The 22,782-nt window shown below is 72.1% G+C and carries 24 protein-coding genes and 5 tRNA genes; 24 read left to right on the forward strand and 5 right to left on the reverse strand.

The window, feature by feature from the left end; genetic code table 11:
- Positions 1–83: 83 nt before the first annotated feature.
- From B073_RS0126610 to B073_RS0126640, 6 genes are all read left to right on the forward strand, one after another.
- Positions 84–809, forward strand: a complete 726-nt coding sequence (locus B073_RS0126610; protein ID WP_018541139.1) for an HAD family hydrolase — start codon at positions 84–86, stop codon at positions 807–809.
- Between the two features lie 90 nt (positions 810–899).
- Positions 900–971 (forward strand) — tRNA-Gln (locus B073_RS0126615).
- Positions 972–992: 21 nt separating this feature from the next.
- Positions 993–1,065 (forward strand) — tRNA-Glu (locus tag B073_RS0126620).
- 62 nt (positions 1,066–1,127) lie between these two features.
- Positions 1,128–1,200: transfer RNA gene (locus B073_RS0126625), tRNA-Glu, on the forward strand.
- 16 nt (positions 1,201–1,216) lie between these two features.
- A tRNA-Gln gene (locus tag B073_RS0126630) sits at positions 1,217–1,288 on the forward strand.
- 34 nt (positions 1,289–1,322) lie between these two features.
- A tRNA-Glu gene (locus tag B073_RS0126640) sits at positions 1,323–1,395 on the forward strand.
- Positions 1,396–1,665: 270 nt separating this feature from the next.
- On the opposite strand, the gene ndgR is transcribed toward B073_RS0126640, so the two are convergent.
- Positions 1,666–2,385 carry an IclR family transcriptional regulator NdgR gene (gene ndgR, locus B073_RS0126645; protein ID WP_018541140.1) on the reverse strand — a complete coding sequence of 240 codons (720 nt, stop codon included), beginning with the start codon at positions 2,383–2,385 and terminating at the stop codon, positions 1,666–1,668.
- Positions 2,386–2,558: 173 nt separating this feature from the next.
- Here ndgR and leuC point away from each other — a divergent pair, with 173 nt between their 5' ends.
- The 5 genes from leuC (at position 2,559) to B073_RS0126670 (ending at position 6,065) form a co-directional block, all read left to right on the forward strand.
- Positions 2,559–3,992 carry a 3-isopropylmalate dehydratase large subunit gene (gene leuC / locus B073_RS0126650; protein WP_018541141.1) on the forward strand — a complete coding sequence of 478 codons (1,434 nt, stop codon included), beginning with the start codon at positions 2,559–2,561 and terminating at the stop codon, positions 3,990–3,992.
- 3 nt (positions 3,993–3,995) lie between these two features.
- On the forward strand, positions 3,996–4,589 hold the full coding sequence (leuD, locus tag B073_RS0126655) for a 3-isopropylmalate dehydratase small subunit (RefSeq protein ID WP_018541142.1): 594 nt from the start codon (positions 3,996–3,998) through the stop codon (positions 4,587–4,589).
- Positions 4,590–4,725: 136 nt separating this feature from the next.
- A complete protein-coding gene (locus B073_RS0126660; RefSeq protein WP_018541143.1) occupies positions 4,726–4,971 on the forward strand; it encodes a hypothetical protein in 246 nt (81 codons plus the stop codon).
- Between the two features lie 125 nt (positions 4,972–5,096).
- Positions 5,097–5,759, forward strand: a complete 663-nt coding sequence (locus B073_RS0126665; RefSeq protein ID WP_018541144.1) for an HU family DNA-binding protein — start codon at positions 5,097–5,099, stop codon at positions 5,757–5,759.
- Between the two features lie 102 nt (positions 5,760–5,861).
- On the forward strand, positions 5,862–6,065 hold the full coding sequence (locus tag B073_RS0126670) for a hypothetical protein (protein ID WP_018541145.1): 204 nt from the start codon (positions 5,862–5,864) through the stop codon (positions 6,063–6,065).
- Here the strand turns inward: B073_RS0126670 and cofC are convergent.
- Entirely contained in the window at positions 6,046–6,810 is a 765-nt protein-coding gene (cofC, locus tag B073_RS41250; protein WP_078508197.1) for a 2-phospho-L-lactate guanylyltransferase, read from the reverse strand. The genes B073_RS0126670 and cofC overlap by 20 nt on opposite strands.
- 140 nt (positions 6,811–6,950) lie before the next feature.
- Between cofC and B073_RS0126680 the strand changes: the two genes are divergently transcribed.
- The 3 genes from B073_RS0126680 to B073_RS0126690 all read left to right on the forward strand — a co-directional run bounded on the left by B073_RS0126680 (position 6,951) and on the right by B073_RS0126690 (position 10,058).
- Positions 6,951–7,829, forward strand: a complete 879-nt coding sequence (locus B073_RS0126680; protein ID WP_018541147.1) for a lysophospholipid acyltransferase family protein — start codon at positions 6,951–6,953, stop codon at positions 7,827–7,829.
- Positions 7,826–8,827 (forward strand): NAD(P)H-dependent glycerol-3-phosphate dehydrogenase, encoded by a 1,002-nt coding sequence (locus B073_RS0126685; RefSeq protein ID WP_018541148.1) that lies wholly within the window; start codon positions 7,826–7,828, stop codon positions 8,825–8,827. The genes B073_RS0126680 and B073_RS0126685 overlap by 4 nt, the downstream gene beginning before the upstream one ends.
- A gap of 94 nt (positions 8,828–8,921) precedes the next feature.
- Positions 8,922–10,058 (forward strand): D-alanine--D-alanine ligase family protein, encoded by a 1,137-nt coding sequence (locus B073_RS0126690; RefSeq protein ID WP_018541149.1) that lies wholly within the window; start codon positions 8,922–8,924, stop codon positions 10,056–10,058.
- A 226-nt stretch (positions 10,059–10,284) separates the two neighbouring features.
- Here the strand turns inward: B073_RS0126690 and B073_RS0126695 are convergent, their stop codons facing one another.
- Both B073_RS0126695 and B073_RS0126700 read right to left on the reverse strand, forming a co-directional pair.
- The gene (locus B073_RS0126695) at positions 10,285–10,779 is read right to left on the reverse strand and encodes a DUF3515 domain-containing protein (protein ID WP_018541150.1); all 495 of its coding nucleotides are present in this window, start codon (positions 10,777–10,779) and stop codon (positions 10,285–10,287) included.
- A 9-nt stretch (positions 10,780–10,788) separates the two neighbouring features.
- Positions 10,789–11,022 (reverse strand): Lrp/AsnC family transcriptional regulator, encoded by a 234-nt coding sequence (locus tag B073_RS0126700; protein ID WP_018541151.1) that lies wholly within the window; start codon positions 11,020–11,022, stop codon positions 10,789–10,791.
- A gap of 158 nt (positions 11,023–11,180) precedes the next feature.
- On the opposite strand from B073_RS0126700, the gene B073_RS0126705 reads away from it, so the two are divergent.
- Both B073_RS0126705 and thiD read left to right on the forward strand, forming a co-directional pair.
- A complete protein-coding gene (locus tag B073_RS0126705; protein WP_018541152.1) occupies positions 11,181–12,149 on the forward strand; it encodes a thiamine-phosphate kinase in 969 nt (322 codons plus the stop codon).
- Positions 12,150–12,181: 32 nt separating this feature from the next.
- A complete protein-coding gene (gene thiD / locus B073_RS0126710) occupies positions 12,182–13,000 on the forward strand; it encodes a bifunctional hydroxymethylpyrimidine kinase/phosphomethylpyrimidine kinase (RefSeq protein ID WP_018541153.1) in 819 nt (272 codons plus the stop codon).
- Positions 13,001–13,096: 96 nt separating this feature from the next.
- On the opposite strand, the gene rpmB is transcribed toward thiD, so the two are convergent.
- Complete coding sequence (gene rpmB, locus B073_RS0126715) at positions 13,097–13,282, reverse strand: 50S ribosomal protein L28 (protein WP_006602870.1); 186 nt, start codon at positions 13,280–13,282, stop codon at positions 13,097–13,099.
- 232 nt (positions 13,283–13,514) lie between these two features.
- Here rpmB and B073_RS0126720 point away from each other — a divergent pair, with 232 nt between their 5' ends.
- From B073_RS0126720 to rnc, 8 genes are all read left to right on the forward strand, one after another.
- On the forward strand, positions 13,515–15,167 hold the full coding sequence (locus B073_RS0126720) for a DAK2 domain-containing protein (protein WP_018541154.1): 1,653 nt from the start codon (positions 13,515–13,517) through the stop codon (positions 15,165–15,167).
- A 142-nt stretch (positions 15,168–15,309) separates the two neighbouring features.
- Positions 15,310–18,300, forward strand: a complete 2,991-nt coding sequence (locus B073_RS0126725) for a helicase-related protein (RefSeq protein ID WP_018541155.1) — start codon at positions 15,310–15,312, stop codon at positions 18,298–18,300.
- A gap of 163 nt (positions 18,301–18,463) precedes the next feature.
- Positions 18,464–19,063, forward strand: a complete 600-nt coding sequence (gene rsmD / locus B073_RS0126730; RefSeq protein ID WP_018541156.1) for a 16S rRNA (guanine(966)-N(2))-methyltransferase RsmD — start codon at positions 18,464–18,466, stop codon at positions 19,061–19,063.
- Positions 19,064–19,089: 26 nt separating this feature from the next.
- The gene (gene coaD, locus B073_RS0126735) at positions 19,090–19,572 is read left to right on the forward strand and encodes a pantetheine-phosphate adenylyltransferase (protein WP_199788203.1); all 483 of its coding nucleotides are present in this window, start codon (positions 19,090–19,092) and stop codon (positions 19,570–19,572) included.
- Positions 19,573–19,699: 127 nt separating this feature from the next.
- Positions 19,700–20,797, forward strand: a complete 1,098-nt coding sequence (locus B073_RS0126740; protein ID WP_018541158.1) for an ATP synthase F0 subunit B — start codon at positions 19,700–19,702, stop codon at positions 20,795–20,797.
- 241 nt (positions 20,798–21,038) lie between these two features.
- Positions 21,039–21,629, forward strand: coding sequence for a YceD family protein (locus tag B073_RS0126745; protein ID WP_234025173.1), 591 nt, complete (start codon positions 21,039–21,041; stop codon positions 21,627–21,629).
- Positions 21,630–21,631: 2 nt separating this feature from the next.
- Positions 21,632–21,805, forward strand: coding sequence for a 50S ribosomal protein L32 (gene rpmF / locus B073_RS0126750; protein WP_016578620.1), 174 nt, complete (start codon positions 21,632–21,634; stop codon positions 21,803–21,805).
- Between the two features lie 7 nt (positions 21,806–21,812).
- Positions 21,813–22,661: a ribonuclease III gene (gene rnc, locus B073_RS0126755; protein ID WP_037812850.1), complete on the forward strand. Its 849-nt coding sequence runs from the start codon at positions 21,813–21,815 to the stop codon at positions 22,659–22,661.
- Positions 22,662–22,782: the final 121 nt, after the last annotated feature.

The following is a 22,782-nucleotide window of genomic DNA, read 5'->3' on the forward strand; positions in this document are numbered from 1 at the left end:
GCGCATCGACGCGGCCCTGGCCCGGCTCACCGCCCGCCCCTTTCCCTCCCCCACCCGGCCCCCCGCCCGTTAGATTTCCCGGTATGGCCCTCCGCGCCGTCCTCTGGGACATCGACGACACCCTCTTCGACTACACCGGGTCCGACCGCACCGGCGTCCTGCGGCACCTGCGGGCCGAGGGACTGCTGGCCGCGTACGGCGGCGAGGCGGCGGCGCTGGCCCGCTGGCGGGCTGCGATGGAGACCGAGTTCGCCCGCTTCCTCGCCGGCGAGCTGGGGTTCCTGGAACACCGCAGGGCCCGCGCCCGCACCTTCCTGGGCACCCCGCTGAGCGACGCCGAGGCCGACGCCTGGTTCGCCCGCTACATCGCCCACTACGAGGCGTCCTGGCAGCTCTTCCCCGACTCCCTTCCGGCCCTGGAGGCGCTGGCCCCCCTCGTGCGCCAGGCGGTGCTCTCGAACTCCTCCACCGCCAACCAGGAGCGCAAGCTCACCGTCCTGGGCATCCGGAAGCGCTTCGAGGCGGTGCTCTGCGCCGACGGCCTGGGCCACGCCAAGCCCGCCCCCGAGGCGTTCCGGGAAGCCTGCGCGACGCTCGGCCTGCCGCCGGCCGAAGTCCTCTACGTCGGCGACCGGCTCGACGTCGACGGCCTGGGCGCCCGGGACGCCGGACTCGCGGCCGTGTGGCTGGACCGCACGGGCACCGGTGAGCAGCCCCCTGAGGGGGTGCACCGGATCGGCGGGCTGGCCGAGCTTCCCGAGCTGGTGCGCCGCGTTATCGGTTTTGGAGCACCCTCCACGATCAGGTAATGTTCTTCCTGCGCCGCCCGAGAGGGCCGAAAGGCCCGGACCGGAAAGCGCAGATCAAGGAGAAGCCCCCCACCGGGGGTTGCGCTTTGATGGCCTATGGTGTAATTGGCAGCACGACTGATTCTGGTTCAGTTAGTCTTGGTTCGAGTCCAGGTAGGCCAGCTCGCAGAGCTCATCTGCAAGGCCCCCGTTGTGTAGCGGCCTAGCACGCCGCCCTCTCAAGGCGGTAGCGCCGGTTCGAATCCGGTCGGGGGTACAGATCCTTCCCGGGGAGGCAGTCTGGGTCGCACCCACTGCCACTCACGCAGGATCGCTAGGGCCCCCGTTGTGTAGCGGCCTAGCACGCCGCCCTCTCAAGGCGGTAGCGCCGGTTCGAATCCGGTCGGGGGTACTGGTCTACACCACCATGGCCTATGGTGTAATTGGCAGCACGACTGATTCTGGTTCAGTTAGTCTTGGTTCGAGTCCAGGTAGGCCAGCTCGCAGACGCTAAGGAAACACAGCATCTGCAACGCCCCCGTTGTGTAGCGGCCTAGCACGCCGCCCTCTCAAGGCGGTAGCGCCGGTTCGAATCCGGTCGGGGGTACATCGAGGAAGGCCCTCCGCATCATGCGGGGGGCCTTTCTGCTGTCCCCGGATTCCGGTACCCCGGCTGCTCCGTAGCTTCGCACGGCATCCAACGGCCCCGTGCGGCAGGGGAGTTGGGTCTGCTGCCGGGACGGCGGCCCGTGCGGGGCGGGCAGTTGGGCGTGCGGATGCCGGCGTCGGCGAGGACTTCGTACGGGGCATCGGGAACGCGCGACGGCCGGCCGCCGCGGGGGAGCGGAGGCCGGCCGTCGGGGGCCAGGCGGGCGCCCTAGCCGCCGTTGCGGCGCAGGCCCTCGGAGAGGCGGGCGGCGGCGTCGATGACCGCCTGGGCGTGCATCCGGCCCGGGTGGCGGGTCAGGCGCTCGATCGGGCCGGAGACCGACACGGCGGCCACCACGCGGTTGGAGGGGCCGCGGACGGGCGCGGAGACGGAGGCCACGCCGGGCTCCCGCTCGCCGATCGACTGGGCCCAGCCGCGGCGCCGTACGCCGGAGAGCGCGGTGGCGGTGAAGCGGGCGCCCTGGAGGCCGCGGTGCAGCCGCTCCGGCTCTTCCCAGGCCATCAGGATCTGGGCGGACGAACCGGCCTTCATCGTCAGCGTGGAGCCCACCGGGACGGTGTCCCGCAGTCCGGACAGCCGCTCCGCCGCCGCCACGCAGATCCGCATGTCGCCCTGCCGGCGATAGAGCTGGGCGCTCTCGCCGGTCACGTCGCGCAGATGCGTGAGCACCGGCCCGGCCGTGGCCAGGAGGCGGTCCTCGCCGGCCGCCGCGGCCAGCTCGGAGAGCCGCGGGCCCAGGATGAACCGGCCCTGCATGTCCCTCGCCACCATCCGGTGGTGTTCCAGTGCCACGGCCAACCGGTGGGCCGTGGGTCGTGCGAGCCCGGTCGCCGCGACCAGCCCGGCGAGGGTGGCCGGACCGGACTCCAGAGCGCTCAGAACCAGAGCCGCCTTGTCGAGAACGCCGACGCCGCTAGAGTTGTCCATGCAACGATACTCGCGTCTCACAGTGTGAAACGCAAGTTCAATTTTCCAGGGAAGTCGTCACTCTGTAGATGCGGCCCTCGACCAGGGTCCGGCGTCAGGCCCGCCAGGGGACACGGGTGGGCATCGCGCACAGACGAGCAAGGCCGGCACTGCGGCCGGCCGGAGGGAAAGCGATGGGACGGACACTTGCGGAGAAGGTCTGGGAGGACCATGTCGTCCGGCGCGCGGACGGCGAGCCCGACCTCCTCTTCATCGATCTGCACCTGCTGCACGAGGTCACCAGCCCGCAGGCGTTCGACGGCCTCCGCAAGGCCGGCCGCCGGGTGCGCCGGACGGACCTGACCATCGCCACCGAGGACCACAACACCCCGACCCTCGACATCGACAAGCCCATCGCCGACCCGGTCTCGCGCACCCAGCTGGAGACCCTGCGCAAGAACTGCGCGGAGTTCGGCGTCCGGCTGCACCCGCTGGGCGACGTCGAGCAGGGTGTCGTCCACGTCGTGGGACCGCAGTTGGGACTGACCCAGCCCGGCACCACCGTGGTCTGCGGTGACAGCCACACCTCCACCCACGGCGCGTTCGGCGCGCTGGCGTTCGGCATCGGCACCAGCCAGGTCGAGCACGTCCTGGCGACCCAGACGCTGCCGATGGCGCCGTTCAAGACCATGGCGATCACGGTGGACGGCGAGCTGCCCGACGGCGTCACCGCCAAGGACCTGATCCTGGCGATCATCGCCAGGATCGGCACCGGCGGCGGCCAGGGCTATGTCATCGAGTACCGCGGCCCGGCCATCGAGAAGCTGTCGATGGAAGCCCGGATGACCATCTGCAACATGTCGATCGAGGCGGGTGCACGGGCCGGCATGATCGCCCCCGACCGCACCACCTTCGACTACCTCCAGGGCCGCGACCACGCGCCCCAGGGCGCCGACTGGGACGCCGCCGTCGCGTACTGGAAGACGCTGCGCACCGACGACGACGCGGTCTTCGACGCCGAGGTCGTCATCGACGCCGCGGAGCTGGCGCCGTTCGTCACCTGGGGCACCAACCCCGGCCAGGGCGCGCCGCTTTCGGCAAGCGTCCCCGACCCGGCTTCGTACGAGGACCCCTCGGAGCGGCTGGCCGCCGAAAAGGCCCTGGAATACATGGGGTTGACGGCGGGTCAGCCGCTGCGCGAGATCTCCGTGGACACCGTCTTCGTAGGTTCGTGCACCAACGGCCGCATCGAGGACCTGCGCTCGGCCGCCTCGATCCTTCAGGGCCGCAAGGTGGCCGACGGGGTGCGGATGCTCGTCGTCCCCGGTTCGGTGCGGGTCGCACTGCAGGCCGTCGAGGAGGGGCTGGACAAGGTCTTCACCGGCGCCGGCGCCGAATGGCGGCACGCGGGCTGCTCGATGTGCCTGGGCATGAACCCCGACCAGCTGGCGCCCGGCGAGCGCTCCGCGTCCACCTCCAACCGCAACTTCGAAGGCCGGCAGGGCAAAGGCGGCCGCACCCACCTGGTCTCGCCCCAGGTCGCCGCCGCAACGGCGGTTCTCGGCCATCTGGCCTCACCGGCCGACCTGGCCGACCAGTCCGACGTCGCCACGCCCGCGGGAGTCTGAACCATGGAAGCTTTCACCACGCACACCGGCCGGGCCGTTCCGCTGCGCCGCAGCAACGTCGACACCGACCAGATCATCCCCGCCCACTGGCTGAAGAAGGTCACCCGCGACGGCTTCGAGGACGGGCTCTTCGAGGCGTGGCGCAAGGACCCGGAGTTCGTCCTCAACCAGGAGGCGTACAAGGGCGCCACGGTGCTGGTCGCCGGCCCCGACTTCGGCACCGGCTCCTCGCGCGAGCACGCCGTCTGGGCGCTGCAGAACTACGGCTTCAAGGCGGTCGTCTCCTCGCGGTTCGCGGACATCTTCCGCGGCAACTCCCTCAAGAACGGCCTGCTGACGGTGGTCCTGCCGCAGGAGACCGTGGACCGGCTGCAGAAGCTGGTGGAGTCCGACCCGACCGCCGAGGTGACGGTCGACCTGGTCGCGCGCGAGGTCCGCGCCGAGGGCGTCACCGCCGCCTTCGAGCTGGACGAGAACGCCCGTTGGCGGCTGCTGGAGGGTCTGGACGACATCAGCCTCACCCTTCGGGAGGAGTCCGCCATCGCCGCGTACGAGGCGAACAGGCCGTCGTTCAAACCGCGTACCATCGAGGTCTGACCTCGGGTTTTATGGCTCAAAGCCTTATTGCGTACGATGCGCCCCCTGTGCAGTTGGCAGGGGGCGCATCGGCGTGTGGAGGCCGGTGTTGAGGCCCCGTGAAGCGACAACTCGCCGCAGATGGCACAATTAGCGCATGGAACGCGACGAGCAACTCGAGCTCTACGGTTTCGTCGCCGACCGACTCAAGGACGCACACGCAAGAGTGCGGACACTGCAAGTCCCGGAGGGCGTACGGATGGCGCTGACCCGGAAGCTGCTCGTCATCACGGCCGCGGCTAAACACGATCTTGCGGACGCGGCAAGGCGTCTGGAGTGGTTCATGCACGACCTTGACGAAGGTCGTTATCCCGAAGATGTGCATGCCGACGGAAGTCCGTGAAGGTCGAGTCCGTTGCGGCACAAGGGTGATTAGCCCGTTTCGTGTTTGATTTGCGGTATATATCTGCCTAACGTGCGAAAAAGCTTGGAAACTTTCGTTCCAGCAATGTCTCCGAAGGGGAAGACGTGAACAAGGCGCAGCTCGTAGAAGCCATTGCCGACAAGCTCGGTGGCCGCCAGAACGCCGCGGACGCGGTGGACGCCGTACTGGACGCAGTCGTCCGTGCAGTTGTCGCCGGCGACCGCGTTTCGGTCACCGGATTCGGCTCGTTCGAGAAGGTGGACCGCCCGGCCCGTTACGCGCGCAACCCGCAGACGGGCGAGCGCGTGCGGGTCAAGAAGACCTCGGTGCCCCGTTTCCGCGCCGGTCAGGGCTTCAAGGACCTGGTGAGCGGCTCGAAGAAGCTCCCCAAGGGCGGTGAGGTCGCCGTCAAGAAGGCACCCAAGGGCAGCCTGACCGGCGGTGCCGCCATCAAGAAGGCCGCGGCGAAGAAGGCTGTCGCCAAGAAGGCCGCCGCCAAGAAGGCGGCGCCGGCGAAGAAGGCGGCGGCGAAGAAGGCGACCGCGGCGAAGAAGGCGACCGCGAAGAAGACCACGGCGAAGAAGGCGGCGCCCGCGAAGAAGGCAACCGCGGCCAAGAAGGCAACCGCGGCGAAGAAGACCACCGCGAAGAAGACCACGGCGAAGAAGACCGCGCCCGCGAAGAAGACCACGGCGAAGAAGGCTCCCGCCAAGAAGACCACGGCGCGCAAGACCACCGCCAAGAAGACCACCGCCCGCAAGCGGTAGTTCCACGGCGGCGACGCAACGCCAGGCGCCGGGCCGGTCTCCCTCCGGGGAGCCCGGCCCGCGGTGCGTGGCCCACCGGACTCACTCATCTACGCTGGCCCCATGCAGGCCACCGCGTACACCTACGACGAGACGACCCGCTCGGGCAGCGTGCTGCTGGACGACGGGACCCCGCTGCCCTTCGATGCGGCGGCCTTCGACGCCGGCGGCCTGCTTCTGCTGCGGCCCGGTCAGCGGGTCCGCATCGAGGTCACCGGTGAGGGTGACGCCCGGCGGATCGCCCTCGTCACGCTCCAGACGCTCTGACCTGGGACGCCGCCCCGGCCCGAGCACCCGGCAGGCCCGCGGCCCCGTACACCCCGGAGCGGCCGGAGACGGGCACGGCATCCGCCCACGCCGCCCAGCCCGGCACGCGCGGGGCCTGCCGCGCGGTGTGCGGGCCCACCCCCAGCGCCAGCGCGGCCCGCAGATCCTCCCCGGTGTCCACGTCCCGGCGCACCGACGGCACGTCCGGCACGGTGATCTCGTGCGCCCCGGACGCCAGGTGGCGAGCCCGGGAGGGGCCCCCGAAAGCCGGGTCCAATTCCGTGCCGGAAGTCGCGGACAGAAGTGTTGTCCCGATATCCGCCGCATCCGCGAGAAATGCCCGCGGAAATAGCGCCGCGGAATGAAGCACAGCCGCCAGCTCGGCCGGGCGGAGCGCCGGCAGATCGGCGTTCAGCGCGGCCACCGGTGCGCCGGGCCGCCGGGCCCTCACCACGGCCGCGCCATGAGCCAGTGCGGCATTCAGCCCGTTGGCCGGAGCGTCCGGCACGATGCGCGCCCCCAGCGCCGCCAAGTGCTCCCCGGCCACCGGATCGTCCGTGACAACCGCCACATCGCACACGTCCGCGCAGGCCAGCGCGGCCGCCACGGTGTCCAGTGCGAATGCCAGCGCCAGCTTCGGCCGGAACTCCTCGCCGGCGGCCCCGGACAGCCTGCTCTTGGCCCGCACCAGCGGTTTCAGCGGGACTACGAGGCTCCAGGCCACATCCGCTCCGTCTCTTCGCATCGGGTTCATTCTCACCTGCCGCCGGAACCTTTCCGGAGTGGCGGGGTTACGGTGTTCTCGACATAGCGGGTACGCGGGGCGACACTTGTGCGGCTGCCGGCTCGCAGCAGCTTCGCAGGTCCCACAAGGAGGGTGTCCCAGTGTCCCGCCGCAGAATCGGCTTCTGGTACCGCTTGGCCGCGGTCATCTGCAAACCGCCGCTCTTGGTTCTGTTCAAGCGGGACTGGCACGGAATGGAGCACATTCCGGTCGACGGCGGTTTTATTACCGCGGTCAACCACAACTCGTATCTTGATCCGCTCTCCTATGCGCACTATCAGTACAACACCGGGCGGGTCCCCCGATTCCTCGCCAAGGCCGGACTCTTCAAGAGCGGCTTTGTCGGCATGGTGATGCGCGGTACGGGGCAGATCCCGGTCTACCGGGAAACCACCGACGCCGCCACCGCGTTCCGGGCCGCCGTGCACGCCATCGAGAAGGGCGAATGCGTCGCCTTCTACCCCGAGGGCACCCTCACCCGCGACCCCGCGATGTGGCCCATGCAGGGCAAGACCGGCGCCGCCCGCGTCGCGCTGCTGACCAAGGCACCCGTCATCCCCGTCGCCCAGTGGGGCGCCAACGAGGCGATGCCGCCCTACGCCAAGGAGAAGAAGTTCCGGCTCCTCCCGCGCAAGACCCTGCGGGTCAAGGCCGGTCCGCCGGTCGACCTCAGCGAGTTCCACGGCAAGGAGCCCACCGCAGAGGTGCTGCGCGCCGTCACCGACAAGATCATGGCCGCCGTCACGGCGGAACTGGCCGTGCTGCGTGGCGAGGCCGCGCCGGCCGAACCCTTCGACTACCGCAAGGAGATCGCCCGGGAACGGCGGGCCGCCCGCGAGGCAGCCCGGGCGGCCAAGACCGCGGAGGCGGCGGCCGGCACCGACGGCACCGCACGGGAACCGGCCGGGTCCACCGCGCCGGCCGCCCCCGCCCAGCAGGCCCGAAGCAACCGGCAGGCACAGGAGGATGAAGGCAAGTGACGCGCTGCGCCGTCTTCGGCACGGGGTCCTGGGGCACCGCATTCGCGATGGTGCTCGCCGACGCGGGCTGCGAGGTGACCCTGTGGGGGCGCAGAGCGGCCCTCGTCGACGCCGTCAACACCGGCCGCACCAACCCGGACTACCTCCCGGGCGTCGAACTGCCCGAGGGCGTACGGGCCACCACCGACCCGGCCGAGGCCGCCCGCGGGGCCGACTTCACCGTGCTCGCCGTGCCGTCCCAGACGCTGCGCGCCAACCTCGCCGAGTGGGCACCCCTGCTGCCCTCCGACACGGTCCTGGTCTCCCTGATGAAGGGCGTCGAACTGGGCACCGCCAAGCGCATGAGCGAGGTCATCGAGGAGGTCGCCAAGGTCCCCGCGGACCGCGTCGCGGTGCTGACCGGCCCCAACCTCGCCAAGGAGGTCGCCGCCCGGCAGCCCGCCGCCGCCGTGGTGGCCTGCGCCGACGAGTCCGTCGCCCAGCGCCTCCAGGCCGCCTGCCACACCGCGTACTTCCGCCCGTACACCAACACCGACGTGGTGGGCTGCGAACTGGGCGGCGCGGTCAAGAACGTCATCGCGCTCGCGGTCGGCATCGCCACCGGCATGGGCCTGGGCGACAACGCCAAGGCGTCCCTGATCACCCGCGGACTGGCCGAGACCACCCGGCTCGGCCTGGCCATGGGCGCCGACGCGCACACCTTCGCGGGCCTGGCCGGCATGGGCGACCTCGTCGCCACCTGCTCCTCGCCGCTCTCGCGCAACAACACCTTCGGCACCAACCTCGGCCGGGGCATGTCGCTGGCGGAGACCATCGCGGTCACCAAGCAGACCGCCGAGGGCGTCAAGTCCTGCGAGTCCGTACGGGAGCTGGCCCGCCGGCACGGCGTCGACATGCCGCTCACCGAGACCGTGGTGGAGATCGTCCACGAGGGCAAGCCGCCGCTGGTGGCCCTCAAGGAGCTGATGTCCCGCACCGCCAAGCCGGAACGGCACTGACCGCGACGGGGCAGCACGGCACCGCGCCGCCACGCCCCCGACCGGCTGCCGCCGCGCCGACACAACCCCTACCAGCAGGTACCCTCAAGCCGATATGAGCAGCGAGACCTCCACCCACAAGCCCCGCGTCGCCGTCGTGTTCGGCGGCCGCAGCTCCGAGCACGCCATCTCCGTGGTCACCGCCGGAGCCGTGCTGGCCGCCATCGACCGCGACAAGTACGACGTGCTGCCCATCGGCATCACGACCGACGGCCGCTGGGCGCTGACCGCCGACGACCCCGGGCGGATGGCGATCACGGACCGGAAGCTGCCCAGCGTGGCCGAGCTGACCGAGGGCGCCGAGGGCGCCGTGGTGCTCTCCGCCGACCCCACCAGCCGCGAGGTCGTCTACACCGAGCCCGGCGCGGTCCCCAAGGCGCTCGGCGAGGTCGACGTCGTCTTCCCCGTGCTGCACGGCCCGTACGGCGAGGACGGCACGCTGCAGGGCCTGCTGGAGCTGTCCGGGGTGCCCTACGTCGGCTCGGGCGTGCTCGCCTCGGCCGTCGGCCAGGACAAGGACTACATGAAGCGGGTGTTCGCCTCCTTCGGGCTGCCGGTCGGCCCCTACGAGGTCATCCGCCCGCGCGAGTGGGAGACGGACCCCTCCGCCGCGCGCCGGAAGATCGTGGACTTCGCCGGCGAGCACGGCTGGCCGCTGTTCGTGAAGCCCGCCCGGGCCGGCTCGTCCATGGGCATCAGCAAGGTCGACGACCTGTCCGGGCTGGACGAGGCCGTCGAGGAGGCCCGGCGCCACGACCCGAAGATCATCGTGGAGTCGCTGCTGCACGGCCGCGAGATCGAGTGCGGGGTGCTGGAGTTCGAGGACGGGCCGCGGGCCAGCGTGCCGGCCGAGATCCCGCCGGTCACCGCGCACGACTTCTACGACTTCGAGGCCAAGTACATCGACTCCGCCGCCGGCATCGTGCCGGCGCCGTTGACCGAGGAGCAGACCGCCGAGGTCCAGGCGCTGGCGGTCGCGGCCTTCGAGGCGGCGTCCTGCGAGGGCCTGGTCCGCGCGGACTTCTTCCTGCAGGACGACGGCGAGTTCGTGATCAACGAGATCAACACGCTGCCCGGTTTCACGCCCATCTCGATGTACCCGCGGATGTGGCAGGAAAGCGGCGTGAGCTACCCCGAACTCATCGACCGGCTCCTCCAGGCGGCCCTGACCCGCTCTACGGGCCTGCGCTGAGGACGTCTGCGCTTCAGGATGGGGCGAGGCTGAAAGCGGGCCGAGGCTGAGAGCGGGGCCGCGTTGCCGACGGCCGCGCTGCGCGGGGCCCTTGGGGGGCGGGCGAACGGATCCCCTAGGGGACGCGAGCGCCCCCTGCGGGGCCCAACGCGGCCGGGCGGGGCGGTATTCCGCTGTGCGGCGGGGTGGAACGTCGGGGCCGGGCGGCCCCCACCCCGGTCCCCGCCTAAACCCCCGCCGGAATGTCCTTCCGCACCGCAGCCGCAAGATCCGGCAGCACGTTGACCTCCGGGGCGTACTTGCCCGGCACGGTCACCTCGACGTGGACCTTCCGCAGCACCGTCGTGAAGCGGTAGCCGTCGTCCTGCTTCTCGAAGAGCCACTGGACGCCGTCGACTTCCGCCGAGTCGGTGTCGGGGTTGTAATGTTCACTCCCGTGCCTGAGCACCTCCGGCTTCGGCACCCCGCAGCGCAGCTCCACGGCAGGATCGCCCCATATGGCAGTGAAGTCCGAGACCGGCTCGGCGGTACCCCGTCGCAGTCCGTCCACGGTCCGCGGCAGGTCCTCCTGGAGCGCCCGGCAGTTCCGCGCGGCCTCACCGGTGGGGGAGGGCGGTGCCACCTCCGGCCCGGACGAGCAGCCCGCGGCCGCGGACACCGCGACGAGCAGGGGCAGTGCGGCCAGGTACCGATGTCTCGCGCGTCTCACCCGGCCGAGCATACGGGGGAGCTAGAGATGGACCACCGGGCAGGTGAGCGTCCGCGTGATGCCTTCCACTTGCTGGACCTTCGCGACCACCATGCGACCCAGCTCGTCGACGGTGTCCGCCTGCGCGCGCACGATGACGTCGTAGGGTCCGGTCACGTCCTCGGCCGTCAGCACGCCGGGGATCTTCGCGATCACCTCGGCCACCGCCGAGGCCCTGCCGACCTCGGTCTGGATCAGGATGTAAGCCTGTACCACGGAACCTCCAGGGCGGCTACGAGGATCATGTGGGAAGAAGGGACGCCACGGTACCGCGTCACCGAGCGGAGCGGGGAGACCCGCGCGGTGAACTGGGCCGGTGCGGCGCAGTCGTCAGCCACGTACGGACCGTCCGTACACATCGGAAGGGCAACAGCATGAAGGGCACCGTGGGCGAGCTGGGGGAGTTCGGGCTTATCAGAGAGCTCACCTCCCGGCTCACCTCCACTCCCGCCGTACGGATCGGGCCGGGGGACGACGCCGCGGTGGTCACCGCGCCGGACCGCAGGGTCGTCGCCAGTACCGACATTCTCCTCGAAGGACGGCACTTCCGCCGCGACTGGTCCACCGCCTACGACGTCGGCCGCAAGGCCGCAGCCCAGAACCTCGCCGACATCGCGGCGATGGGCGCGGTGCCCACCGCGATCCTGCTCGGCCTGGTCGTCCCCGCCGAACTCCCCGCGACCTGGGCGACCGAGCTGATGGACGGGCTGCGCGACGAGTGCCAGGTGGCCGGCGCCGCGGTGGTCGGCGGGGACGTCGTCCGCGGCGACACCATCACCATCGCCATCACCGCCCTCGGCGACCTGCGCAACCAGGAGCCGGTGACCCGGGCCGGCGCCCAGCCCGGCGACGTGGTCGCGGTGACCGGCTGGCTCGGCTGGTCCGCGGCCGGCCACGCGGTGCTCACCCGCGGCTTCCGGTCCCCGCGCGCCTTCGTGGAGGCGCACCGCCGGCCCGAACCGCCCTACCACGCGGGCCCGGCCGCGGCCGCGCTCGGCGCCACCGCCATGACCGACATCAGCGACGGGCTCGTCGCCGACCTCGGGCACATCGCCGAGGCCAGCAAGGTCCGCATCGACCTGCGGTCCGCCAACATCGACATCCCCTCGCAGATGTCCGACATCGGCACCGCGGTCGGCGTGGACCCGATGCAGTGGGTGCTCAACGGCGGCGAGGACCACGCGATCGTGGCGACCTTCCCGCCCGACGTGAAGCTGCCCGCCCGCTGGAAGGTGATCGGCGAGGTCCTCAACCCCTCGGCGCTGCCCCAGGTGACCGTCGACGGCGCCCCCTGGGCCAAGGCCGGCTGGGACCACTTCGGGGACAACGGGGACACCGAGTAGTCCCCGGAGGGCTGCCGGGTAGATTCGCCGGCATGCACATACCTCCCCGCGTCCTGACCGTCGCCGGCTCCGACTCCGGCGGCGGTGCGGGCATCCAGGCCGACCTGAAGACGATGCTGGCGCTGGGCACCCACGGCATGAGCGTGCTCACCGCCGTCACCGCGCAGAACTCCCTCGGCGTCCAGGGCGCGTGGGAGCTGCCCGCCGAGGCGGTGCGCGGCCAGTTCCGCAGCGTCGTCGACGACATCGGCGTCCAGGCGGTGAAGACCGGGATGCTGTCGTCGGCCGAGCTCGTCGGCACCGTCGCGGAGCTGCTCGCCGGGCTCTCCGTCCCGGTCGTCGTCGACCCCGTCGGCGTCTCCAAACACGGTGACGCGCTGCTGGCCGCGTCGGCGCTGGACGCCGTCCGCGGCACGCTGCTGCCGGCCGCGACGGTCGCCACCCCCAACCTCGACGAGGTGGCGCAGCTCACCGGCATACGGGTGCGGACTGCGGACGGGATGCGTCGGGCCGCCGGGGCGATCCTGGCGTTCGGGCCGCGCTGGGCGCTGATCAAGGGCGGCCATCTGCCGGCCGGCGCCCCGGACGCCGCCGGAGAGGCCGTCGACCTGCTCACGGACGGCAGCGAGGAGCACTGGCTGCGTGCCCCGCGCCACGACAACCGGCACACCCACGGCACCGGCTGCACCCTCGCCAGCGCCCTGGCCGCCCGGCTCGCGCACGGCGACACCGTCCCGCAGGCCGCCGCGGCCGCGAAGGAGTACGTCAGCGGCGCGATCGCGGCCGGCTTCCGGCTGGGCGCGGGCATCGGACCGGTCGACCACGGGTGGCGGCTGCGCACGGAGCACTGACCGCGGCGCCCCACGACGCAACGGCAGAAGCCGGTCCACCTACGAGGTGGACCGGCTTCACAAGCAACCGGCGGGGCTGCGCTTACGGCTAAGGCGTCAGCGCGAGACCTTGCCGGCCTTGATGCACGAGGTGCAGGCGTTCAGCTTCTTCGGCGTGCGCCCGATCACTGCACGCACCGTCTGGATGTTGGGGTTCCAACGACGGTTGGTGCGGCGATGCGAGTGCGAGACACTCTTGCCGAAGCCCGGCCCCTTGCCGCAGACGTCGCAGTTGGCAGCCACGGGTCACTCCAAAGACTTCAGATGCACTTACGGAAAACCGGTCGGGTCGAGTGCATAGCCGTGCCGACGCCGACAGGAGAGGAATGGCCCGATTTTCATCGGGCAACCGGAGCAGCATACAACGGCCGCTCCCGCAGGACGAAACTACCACGCACCCTCCGGCCCCCGCCCCGGCCGCCCCGGCGGACGCGACTACTGTGCGGGTGCATCCCGCGACCCTCAGGAGGACGACGTGCCCTACCCGCTCGACGCCGCCGCCGTCCGCACCTGGTGCGGGCTGGCACTGGAGGCGCTCGGCCGGGAGCGCGAGCGGATCGACGCGATCAACGTCTATCCGGTCGCCGACGGCGACACCGGCACCAACCTCTACCTGACGCTGGAGTCGGCCGCCCGCGCGGTCGAGGCCGCCTTCGACGGCCATGGCTCGGCCGGCACCGCGCCCGGCCTCGGCGACGCCGTGGGCGCCATGGCGCACGGCGCCCTCATCGGGGCGCGCGGCAACTCCGGCACCATCCTGGCGCAGCTGCTGCGCGGCATGGCCCAGGTGCTGGCGTCCGCCCCGGCCGGCGGCGAGGCGGGCGCGGACGCCCTGCGCAGGGCGCTGCGGCGGGCCGCGACGGCCGCCTACGAGGCGGTGGCACACCCCGTGGAGGGCACCGTGCTGACCGTGGCGACGGCCGCCGCCGGCGCCGCCGAGCAGGCCGCCGGCGAGACCGCCGAGGTCGCCCGGGCCGCCCACCGGGGCGCCGCGGAGGCGCTGCGGGCCACCCCGGGGCAGCTCGCGGTGCTGGGGGCGGCGGGTGTGGTGGACGCGGGCGGCTGCGGGCTGGTGGCCCTGCTGGGCGCGCTCGCCGACGCGCTGTCCGGGGAGGCCGGCGCCGTCCCCGTCGCCATACGGGCCGACGGGCCGCTGCCGGAGCCGGCCGGCTGCACGGCGGCGGGCCCGGACGTGGCGGGCTGCGCCGATCCGCACGCCGGCGGCCCCGCCTTCGAGGTGATCTACCTGCTGGAGGCCGGGGACGCCGAGGTGGCCCGGCTACGGGCCCGGCTGGACCGGCTCGGCGACTCGCTGGTGGTGGTCGGCGGGGACGGCCTGTGGCACGTCCATGTCCACGTCGACGACGCCGGGGCCGCGGTGGAGGCCGGAATCGAGGCCGGCCGGCCGTACCGGATCCGGATCACCCACTTCGGCGCGGGCGGCCGGGCCAAGGAACCCGCGCTGGCGGCCCGGGCCGTGGTCGCGGTGGTGCCGGGTGCGGGCCTCGCCGGGCTGTGCGCGCAGGCCGGCGCGACCCCGGTGACCGTACGCCCGGGGGAGCCGCCGGCCAGCGGCGAACTGGTCCAGGCGATCCGGCAGGCCCACGCCCGGGAGGTGATGCTGCTGCCCAACGACCCGGAGCTGCGGCACACTGCCGCGGCCGCCGCCGAGCAGGCCCGCACCGAGGGCGTACGGGTCGCTGTGATCCCCACCCGCTCCGCCGTCCAGGGCCTGGCGGCGCTGGCGGTCCACGAGCCGGGGCGCAGCTTCGACGAGGACGTGGTCGCGATGACCGCGGCGGCCGGCGCCACCCGCTACGCCGAACTGGCCGTCGCCGAGCACCGCTCCTGGACGATGGCCGGGGTCTGCCAGGCCGGCGACGTGCTCGGCCTGATCGACGGGGACGTCGCGGTGATCGGGCCCGACCTCGTCCGCACCGCGACGACGGTGCTGGACCGGATGCTCTCCGCGGGCGGCGAAATGGTCACCCTCGTCCTCGGCGCGGACGTCCCCGATTCCCTCGCCGAACGGCTGGAGCGGCACGTCCGGGAACGCCATCTCGCGGTGGACACCGTCGTCTACGAGGGCGGCGAATACGCGGCGCCGCTGCTGATCGGCGTGGAATAGCGCGCCGCGCCGCGGATTTCGCGACGTCCGCCGGAATACCCGCCGGATACCGTCCGCATACCGCCCCGCATACCGCCTCCGCCAGGAATTCCCGGCCGCAGAAAGCGGCGGTGGTGGCCGGTTGTCAGTGGCGTGGTGTGCAATGGAACGCGTGGCAGCGCTCGACGAACCCCTGAAGAAAATCCTCGGCGGCACCACCGCGAAGGTCCTGGCCGAGCACCTCGGCCTGGAAACGGTCGGCGATCTGCTGCACCACTATCCGCGGCGCTATGCCGAGCGCGGTGAGCTGACCCGGCTGTCCGACCTGCCGCTGGACGAACACGTCACGGTCGTCGCCCGGGTCGCCGACGCCCGCGTGATGAAGTTCAACCAGGGCCGCGGCCAGCGGCTGGAGGTGACGCTCACCGACGGCAGCGGCCGCCTCCAGCTGGTCTTCTTCGGCAAGGGCATCCACAAGCCGCACAAGGACCTGCTGCCCGGGCGGCGCGCGATGTTCGCGGGCAAGGTCTCGGTCTTCAACCGCAAGCTCCAACTCGCCCACCCCGAATACGAACTCCTCGACGGCGACGCCGACAGCGGGGCCGTCGACGCCTTCGCCAACCAGCTCATGCCGATCTATCCGGCGTGCCAGCAGATGGCCTCCTGGAAGATCGCCAAGGCCGTCGACGCGGTCCTGCCCAGCGCCCCGGACGCCGTCGACCCGCTGCCCCCGGGGCTGCGCGAGGGCCGCGGCCTGGTCCCGCTCACCGAGGCGCTGCTGAAGATCCACCGCCCCGCCACCAAGGCCGACGTCGCCGACGCCCGCGCCCGGCTGAAGTGGGACGAGGCGTTCGTCCTCCAGGTCGCGCTCGCCCGCCGCCGCTTCGCCGACGCCCAACTCCCCGCCGTGGCGAGGACGTTGACGCCGGGCGGCATCCTCGACGCGTTCGACGCGCGGCTGCCCTTCACCCTCACCGAGGGCCAGACCAAGGTCAGCCGGGAGATCTTCGACGACCTCGCCACGGAGCACCCGATGCACCGCCTCCTCCAGGGCGAGGTCGGCTCCGGCAAGGCCCAGCCGCTGGACGCCCTGGTGCTCACCCCGCGCGGCTTCCGCCCCATGGGCGAGATGGCGGTGGGCACCGAGGTGGTGGTGCCCAGCGGCGCGACCGCCCTGGTGGACGGGGTGTTCCCGCAGGGCGAGCGGGAGGTGTGGCGGCTGGTGCTCTCCGACGGCAGCACCGTCGAGTGCGACGACGAGCACCTGTGGATCGTCTCCTCCGGCGCCACCGGCGAGCAGGTGCTGACCACCCGCGCGCTGCGGTCCGCCCTGCTGGACGACGACGGCCGGCCCCGCTGGTCCATCCCCCCGGCCACCCCGGTGGACCTCGACGACGGCGGCCCGCGCCCCCTGGAGGCGTACGCGCTGGGGCGGACGCTGGGCGCGGGCGGCACCGGCCCGGCCGGCCGCACCGTCCCCGACGCCTACCGCAACGCCCCCGCCAAGGACCGCCGGGCGCTGCTGGCGGGCCTGCTGGCGACCGGCGGCGAACCCGAGGACGGCGGCACGCTCTTCCGCGCGGCGCCGGAGCCGCTGGCCGCCGACCTCGCCTGGCTGGCGCGCTCCTTGGCGGGTACGGCCCGCACCACCCCCGCACCGGACGGCGCCCTCGACGTCCACGTGGCGCTCCCCGAGGGCGACGGACCCGCTCTCCGGCGCACCGTCCTGGCCGTCGAGCACGTCGGCCGCCGGCCCGTGCAGTGCATCAGCGTGGCGCACCCCTCCCACGCCTATGTGACCGACCACTTCACGGTCACCCACAACACCATGGTCGCGCTGCGCGCCATGCTCGGCGTGGTGGACAGCGGCGGCCAGGCCGCGCTGCTCGCGCCCACCGAGGTGCTGGCCCAGCAGCACCACCGCTCCGTCACGGAGATGATGGGCGACCTCGCCGAGGGCGGGATGCTGGGCGGCGCGGAGCGGGGCACCAAGGTGGTGCTGCTGACCGGCTCGATGGGAGCCGCCGCCCGCCGCGGGGCCCTGCTCGACCTGGTCACGGGCGAGGCCGGCATCGTCATCGGGACGCACGCCCTGATCGAGGACGTGGTGCAGTTCCACGACCTCGGCCTGGTCGTCGTCGACGAACAGCACCGCTTCGGCGTCGAGCAGCGCGACGCCCTCCGCTCCAAGGGCAGGCAGCCCCCGCACCTGCTGGTGATGACCGCCACCCCGATCCCGCGCACGGTCGCCATGACGGTCTTCGGCGATCTGGAGACCTCCGTCCTGGATCAGTTGCCCGCCGGCCGCTCGCCGATCGCCAGCCATGTGGTGCCCGCCAAGGACAAGCCGCACTTCCTCGCCCGCGCCTGGGAGCGGGTCCGCGAGGAGGTGGCCGCCGGCCACCAGGCGTATGTGGTCTGCCCCCGGATCGGCGACGACGAGGAGGCCCCCGCGCCCAAGGGCAGGAAGACCAAGGACACCAAAGAGGCCAAGGACGCCGCGGCACAGCCGAGTTCACCGGAGGACCTGGCCGAGAAGCGACCCCCGCTCGCGGTCCTCGACGTCGCCGAGCAGCTGCGGAAGGGCCCGCTCGCCGGCCTGCGGGTGGCGGTGCTGCACGGCCGGATGGCCCCGGACGACAAGGACGAGGTGATGCGCCGGTTCGCCGCCGGCGAGCTGGACGTACTGGTGGCCACCACCGTCATCGAGGTCGGGGTCAACGTCCCCAACGCCACCGTCATGGTGATCATGGACGCGGACCGCTTCGGCGTCTCCCAGCTCCACCAGCTCCGCGGCCGGGTCGGCCGCGGCTCGGCGCCCGGCCTGTGCCTGCTGGTCAGCGAGATGCCCGAGGCCAGCCCGGCCCGCGCCCGGCTCGCCGCGGTCGCCGCCACCCTCGACGGCTTCGAACTCTCCCGCATCGACCTCGAACAGCGCCGCGAGGGCGACGTCCTCGGCCAGGCCCAGTCCGGCGTCCGCTCCTCGCTGCGGATGCTCGCCGTCATCGAGGACGAGGAGGTGATCGCGGCGGCCCGCGAGGAGGCCACCGCCCTGGTCGCCGCCGACCCCGAGCTGACCGGCTGCCCCGAGCTGCGCACGGCACTGTCCGCCCTGCTGGACGACGAACGGGAGCAGTATCTGGACAAGGGCTGAGCCCCCCCGCGCGGCAGCCGCGCCGCACCCCGTGAGAACGATCACGGCCGGGCGGTGCCGGGGGCGGGCCCGCCCCATGGGGGACGGACATATCGTGGGAGAGCGGAGCCCGCCGGGGCGTCCGCCCCTCTTCCGGGACGCGCTCAAACGTAAGGACGGGCCCATGACCCGCGTGATCGCCGGTGCGGCCGGCGGCCGCCGCCTCGCCGTACCGCCGGGCAACGGCACCCGCCCCACCTCCGACCGGGCGCGCGAGGGCATGTTCTCCACCTGGGAGTCGCTCGACGGCCCGCTGACCGGCGCCCGGGTCCTCGACCTCTACGGCGGCTCCGGCGCGGTCGGCCTGGAGGCGCTCTCCCGTGGCGCCGCGCACGTCCTGCTGGTCGAGGCCGACTCCCGCGCCCTGCGCACCATCCGGGAGAACGTCAAGACGGTCGGCCTGCCCGGCGCCGAGGTCCGGGCCGGCAAGGCCGAGCAGACCGCCGCGTCCCCGGCCCCCGGCGAGCCGTACGACATCGTCTTCCTGGACCCGCCCTACGCCGTCGGCGACGCCGAACTCCGCGAGATCCTGCTCACACTCCGTGGTCAGGGGTGGCTTGCCGAGGAGGCACTCGTCACCGTGGAGCGGAGTACCCGGGGCGGTGCGTTCGCCTGGCCGGACGGATTCGAAGCGATCAGGGCCCGTCGCTACGGCGAGGGGACGCTTTGGTACGGTCGCGCCGCTTCGGTGTCCGCCGAACCGACGTCAGCAACCGTGTCATGACCGGACCGGAGAGCAAGGAGACGAAGTTGCGCCGCGCCGTCTGTCCGGGGTCCTTCGACCCCATCACCAACGGGCACCTGGACATCATCGCCCGAGCCTCCAGGCTGTACGACGTCGTCCACGTCGCCGTCATGATCAACCAGTCCAAGAAGGGCCTGTTCACGGTCGAGGAGCGGATCGACCTGATCCGCCGGGCCACCGCCGAGTACGGCAACGTCGAGGTCGAGTCCTTCCACGGCCTGCTCGTCGACTTCTGCAAGCAGCGCGACATCCCCGCCATCGTCAAGGGCCTGCGCGCGGTCAGCGACTTCGACTACGAACTCCAGATGGCCCAGATGAACAACGGCCTCTCCGGGGTGGAGACGCTCTTCGTGCCCACCAACCCCACCTACAGCTTCCTCTCCTCCAGCCTGGTCAAGGAGGTCGCGGCCTGGGGCGGCGACGTCTCCCACCTGGTCCCGCCGTTCGTCCTGGAGGCGCTGACCGAACGGCTCCGCAACAAGCCGTGACCCGGCATCCGGTGCGGTGGGACCGGCACTGAACTGACGGTTCGTCAGCAGGTGTCGGGACGGGGGCTCCTGGCCGTACAGTCGTCCCGATCCGTCTTCCGATCCTGCAGAGAGTGGCGAGTCCAAGGTGGACGTCCAGAAGAAGCTCGACGACATCGTCGCAGCCGTCGGCAGCGCCCGGTCCGTACCCATGTCGGCCTCGTGCGTGGTCAATCGCGCCGAGCTGCTCGCCAAGCTGGAGGACGTGCGCAGCGCGCTGCCCGGTTCCCTCGCCGAGGCGCAGGAACTCCTCGGCGGGCGCGAGCAGATGGTGGAGCAGGCGCGCGCCGAGGCCGAGCGGATCATCGAGTCCGCGCACTCCCAGCGCGGTTCGCTGGTCTCGGACACCGAGGTCGCCCGCCGGGCCCAGGACGAGGCGGACCGGATCCTGGCCGAGGCGCGCCGGGAGGCCGAGGAGATCCGCGCCCAGGCCGACGACTACGTCGACAGCAAGCTCGCCAACTTCGAGGTCGTGCTCACCAAGACCATCGGCGCCGTCGACCGCGGCCGCGAGAAGCTGCTCGGCCGCGGCCCCGGCCTCGACGAGCAGGGCTACGAGGACGTCGAGGCCCCCGAGCGCAGCGCCGACCCGGAGACCCTCCGGCAGCGCGCCGACGCCTACGTGGACACCAAGTTCGGCGCCTTCCAGGCCGTCCTGACCAAGACCCTGGAGGCCGTCGGCCGCGGCCGCGACAAGCTCCAGGGCGCCCGCCCGATCGACGAGCTCGGCACCCACCTCGCCGCCCAGGACGACCCGCAGACCGCCGCCCCGCCGCAGGCCGACGCGGACTACCTCGCCGGCCTGGCGGGCGTCGCCCCGGTCCAGGAGGCCCCGCCGGCCGCGCCCCACGACCTGACCCAGGGCCCGCAGCCCGGCTACTACGACGGCCAGGCCGCCGCCTACCAGCAGCCGGACGGCTACCCCTACCAGCAGCACCCCGAGCAGGTCCCCTACACCCAGCACCAGGACCCCTACGGCTACGACTGGCAGCAGCAGGCCGCCCAGCTCCCCCAGCAGGGCTACGACCCCGGCGTCGGCTACGACCCGCAGCAGCTGCCCCCGCAGCCCCAGCACGCCCCCCAGGCCCCCGGTACCCAACCCGCCGCCCTGGACGAGACCAGCCTCTTCGACACCAGCCTGATCAACCTCGACCAGCTGCGCCAGTACGAGGAAGGGCGCCACTAGTCGTTCTCGCCCTCTACTGGCGAGCACGGGCCCGGCGAGCACCGGACCGATGGCCAGGTGGCCGGCGGACGACCGGGCGGATTGGGCCTAACGGGGGCCGTCCAGTATCCTGGCTCTTCGGTCGCGTGCATGTCCGCGATCACTGCTGCCCGCACGCCGGATTCCGGCCGTGGACGGCTGATACCGCAGTACAGAAAGCAGGAAAGTCTTGGGCCCCCGCCTCGACCACCGTTCCCCGCTCGTGTACGACACACGCGAGCTGGGTCGTCGTCCCGGCACGCTCAAGCGGCTCTCCCGCTCCGTCGAGGCCCCCGCGGACCTCGGCAACGAGGTCATCGGAGTGCCCGAGGGCGCGCCCGTTGAACTCGACCTCCGCCTGGAAGCGGTCATGGACGGGGTGCTTGTCACAGGTACCGCCCGTGCGACCGTGACGGGGGAGTGCGTAAGGTGTCTGGAGCCGCTGGAGCAAGTGCTCGAAGCGGACTTCCAGGAGCTGTTCGCCTACCCCGACGCCGACGCCCGGACCACCGAGTCCGGCGACGACGCCGAGGACGAGGAGGACACGCTCCACATCGAGGACGACCTGGTCGACCTTGAACCCGTGCTGCGGGACGCGGTGGTGCTGGCACTGCCGCTGCAGCCGGTGTGCCGGGAGGACTGCCCGGGCCTGTGCTCCGAGTGCGGAGCGCGGCTGGCGGACGACCCGGACCACCACCACGACGCCGTCGACATGCGTTGGGCGGCACTGAAGGAACTCGTCGGGTCCGACCAGGACGACGAGATGGACAATGAACCCCGCCGCGACGGCGGGGATGAACCTCAGGAGAAGTAGCCGTGGCTGTTCCGAAGCGGAAGATGTCGCGCAGCAACACGCGCCACCGCCGGTCGCAGTGGAAGGCTGCGGTCCCCACCCTGGTTGCGTGCGAGCGTTGCCAGGAGCCGAAGCAGCAGCACATCGCGTGCCCGAGCTGCGGCACCTACAACAAGCGCCAGGTCATCGCGGTCTGAGCGGCTGGTGACAGGCACTGTGTCTAGCCCGAAGAAGGCAGAGGACAGCCCTTCGTCACTGCGCAGGTGCGGCGACGAAACGGCACCGGCGGACACGGCCTCGTCCCTCTCGCTTCTGGAAGGGCGGCTCGGGTACACACTTGAGTCCGCCCTTCTGGTGCGTGCGCTGACGCATCGCTCGTACGCCTACGAGAACGGCGGTCTGCCCACCAACGAGCGGCTCGAATTCCTCGGGGATTCGGTCCTCGGCCTGGTGGTCACGGACACGCTGTACCGCATCCACCCCGACCTGCCAGAAGGCCAGCTGGCCAAGCTGCGGGCCGCGGTGGTCAACTCGCGGGCGCTCGCCGAGGTGGGCCGCGGCCTCGACCTCGGCGCCTTCATCCGCCTCGGCCGGGGCGAAGAGGGCACGGGCGGCCGGGACAAGGCCAGCATCCTCGCCGACACCCTCGAAGCGGTGATCGGCGCGGTCTATCTCGACCAGGGCCTCGACGCGGCCGGCGAGCTGGTGCACCGGCTCTTCGACCCGCTCATCGAGAAGTCCTCCAGCCTGGGCGCCGGCCTCGACTGGAAGACCAGTCTCCAGGAGCTCACCGCGACCGAGGGGCTCGGCGTTCCCGAGTATCTGGTCACCGAGACCGGCCCCGACCACGAGAAGACTTTCACTGCTGCCGCCCGCGTCGGTGGTGTCTCGTACGGCACCGGCACCGGCCGCAGCAAGAAGGAAGCCGAGCAGCAGGCGGCCGAGTCCGCGTGGCGCGCGATCCGCGCCGCGGCGGACGAGGCGGCCGGGAAGACGCCGGACGGCGACGACCCGACGCGGGCTTCCGGCGACTCCGCGTCGCCGACACACTGAATCCCCGCTTCTGACCCCTTCCGGGCGGCCCCGCCGCCGTCCCGGGCGGGGTCAGAGGCTTTTCCGGAGCCCCGGCTCCCGCCCCGTTCCTCCCCGTTCTCCCTTCTCGCCCGTCCCCGTT

Source organism: Streptomyces sp. MspMP-M5, assembly GCF_000373585.1.
Taxonomy (GTDB): domain Bacteria; phylum Actinomycetota; class Actinomycetes; order Streptomycetales; family Streptomycetaceae; genus Streptomyces.

Bases quoted from the DNA above. Each gene is read 5' to 3' on its own strand.
- B073_RS0126610 (WP_018541139.1), top strand. From the start codon at position 84: ATGGCCCTCCGCGCCGTCCTCTGGGACATCGACGACACCCTCTTCGAC.
- ndgR (WP_018541140.1), bottom strand. From the start codon at position 2,385: ATGGACAACTCTAGCGGCGTCGGCGTTCTCGACAAGGCGGCTCTGGTT.
- leuC (WP_018541141.1), top strand. From the start codon at position 2,559: ATGGGACGGACACTTGCGGAGAAGGTCTGGGAGGACCATGTCGTCCGG.
- leuD (WP_018541142.1), top strand. From the start codon at position 3,996: ATGGAAGCTTTCACCACGCACACCGGCCGGGCCGTTCCGCTGCGCCGC.
- B073_RS0126660 (WP_018541143.1), top strand. From the start codon at position 4,726: ATGGAACGCGACGAGCAACTCGAGCTCTACGGTTTCGTCGCCGACCGA.
- B073_RS0126670 (WP_018541145.1), top strand. From the start codon at position 5,862: ATGCAGGCCACCGCGTACACCTACGACGAGACGACCCGCTCGGGCAGC.
- cofC (WP_078508197.1), bottom strand. From the start codon at position 6,810: ATGCGAAGAGACGGAGCGGATGTGGCCTGGAGCCTCGTAGTCCCGCTG.
- B073_RS0126690 (WP_018541149.1), top strand. From the start codon at position 8,922: ATGAGCAGCGAGACCTCCACCCACAAGCCCCGCGTCGCCGTCGTGTTC.
- B073_RS0126695 (WP_018541150.1), bottom strand. From the start codon at position 10,779: ATGCTCGGCCGGGTGAGACGCGCGAGACATCGGTACCTGGCCGCACTG.
- B073_RS0126705 (WP_018541152.1), top strand. From the start codon at position 11,181: ATGAAGGGCACCGTGGGCGAGCTGGGGGAGTTCGGGCTTATCAGAGAG.
- thiD (WP_018541153.1), top strand. From the start codon at position 12,182: ATGCACATACCTCCCCGCGTCCTGACCGTCGCCGGCTCCGACTCCGGC.
- B073_RS0126725 (WP_018541155.1), top strand. From the start codon at position 15,310: ATGGAACGCGTGGCAGCGCTCGACGAACCCCTGAAGAAAATCCTCGGC.
- rsmD (WP_018541156.1), top strand. From the start codon at position 18,464: ATGACCCGCGTGATCGCCGGTGCGGCCGGCGGCCGCCGCCTCGCCGTA.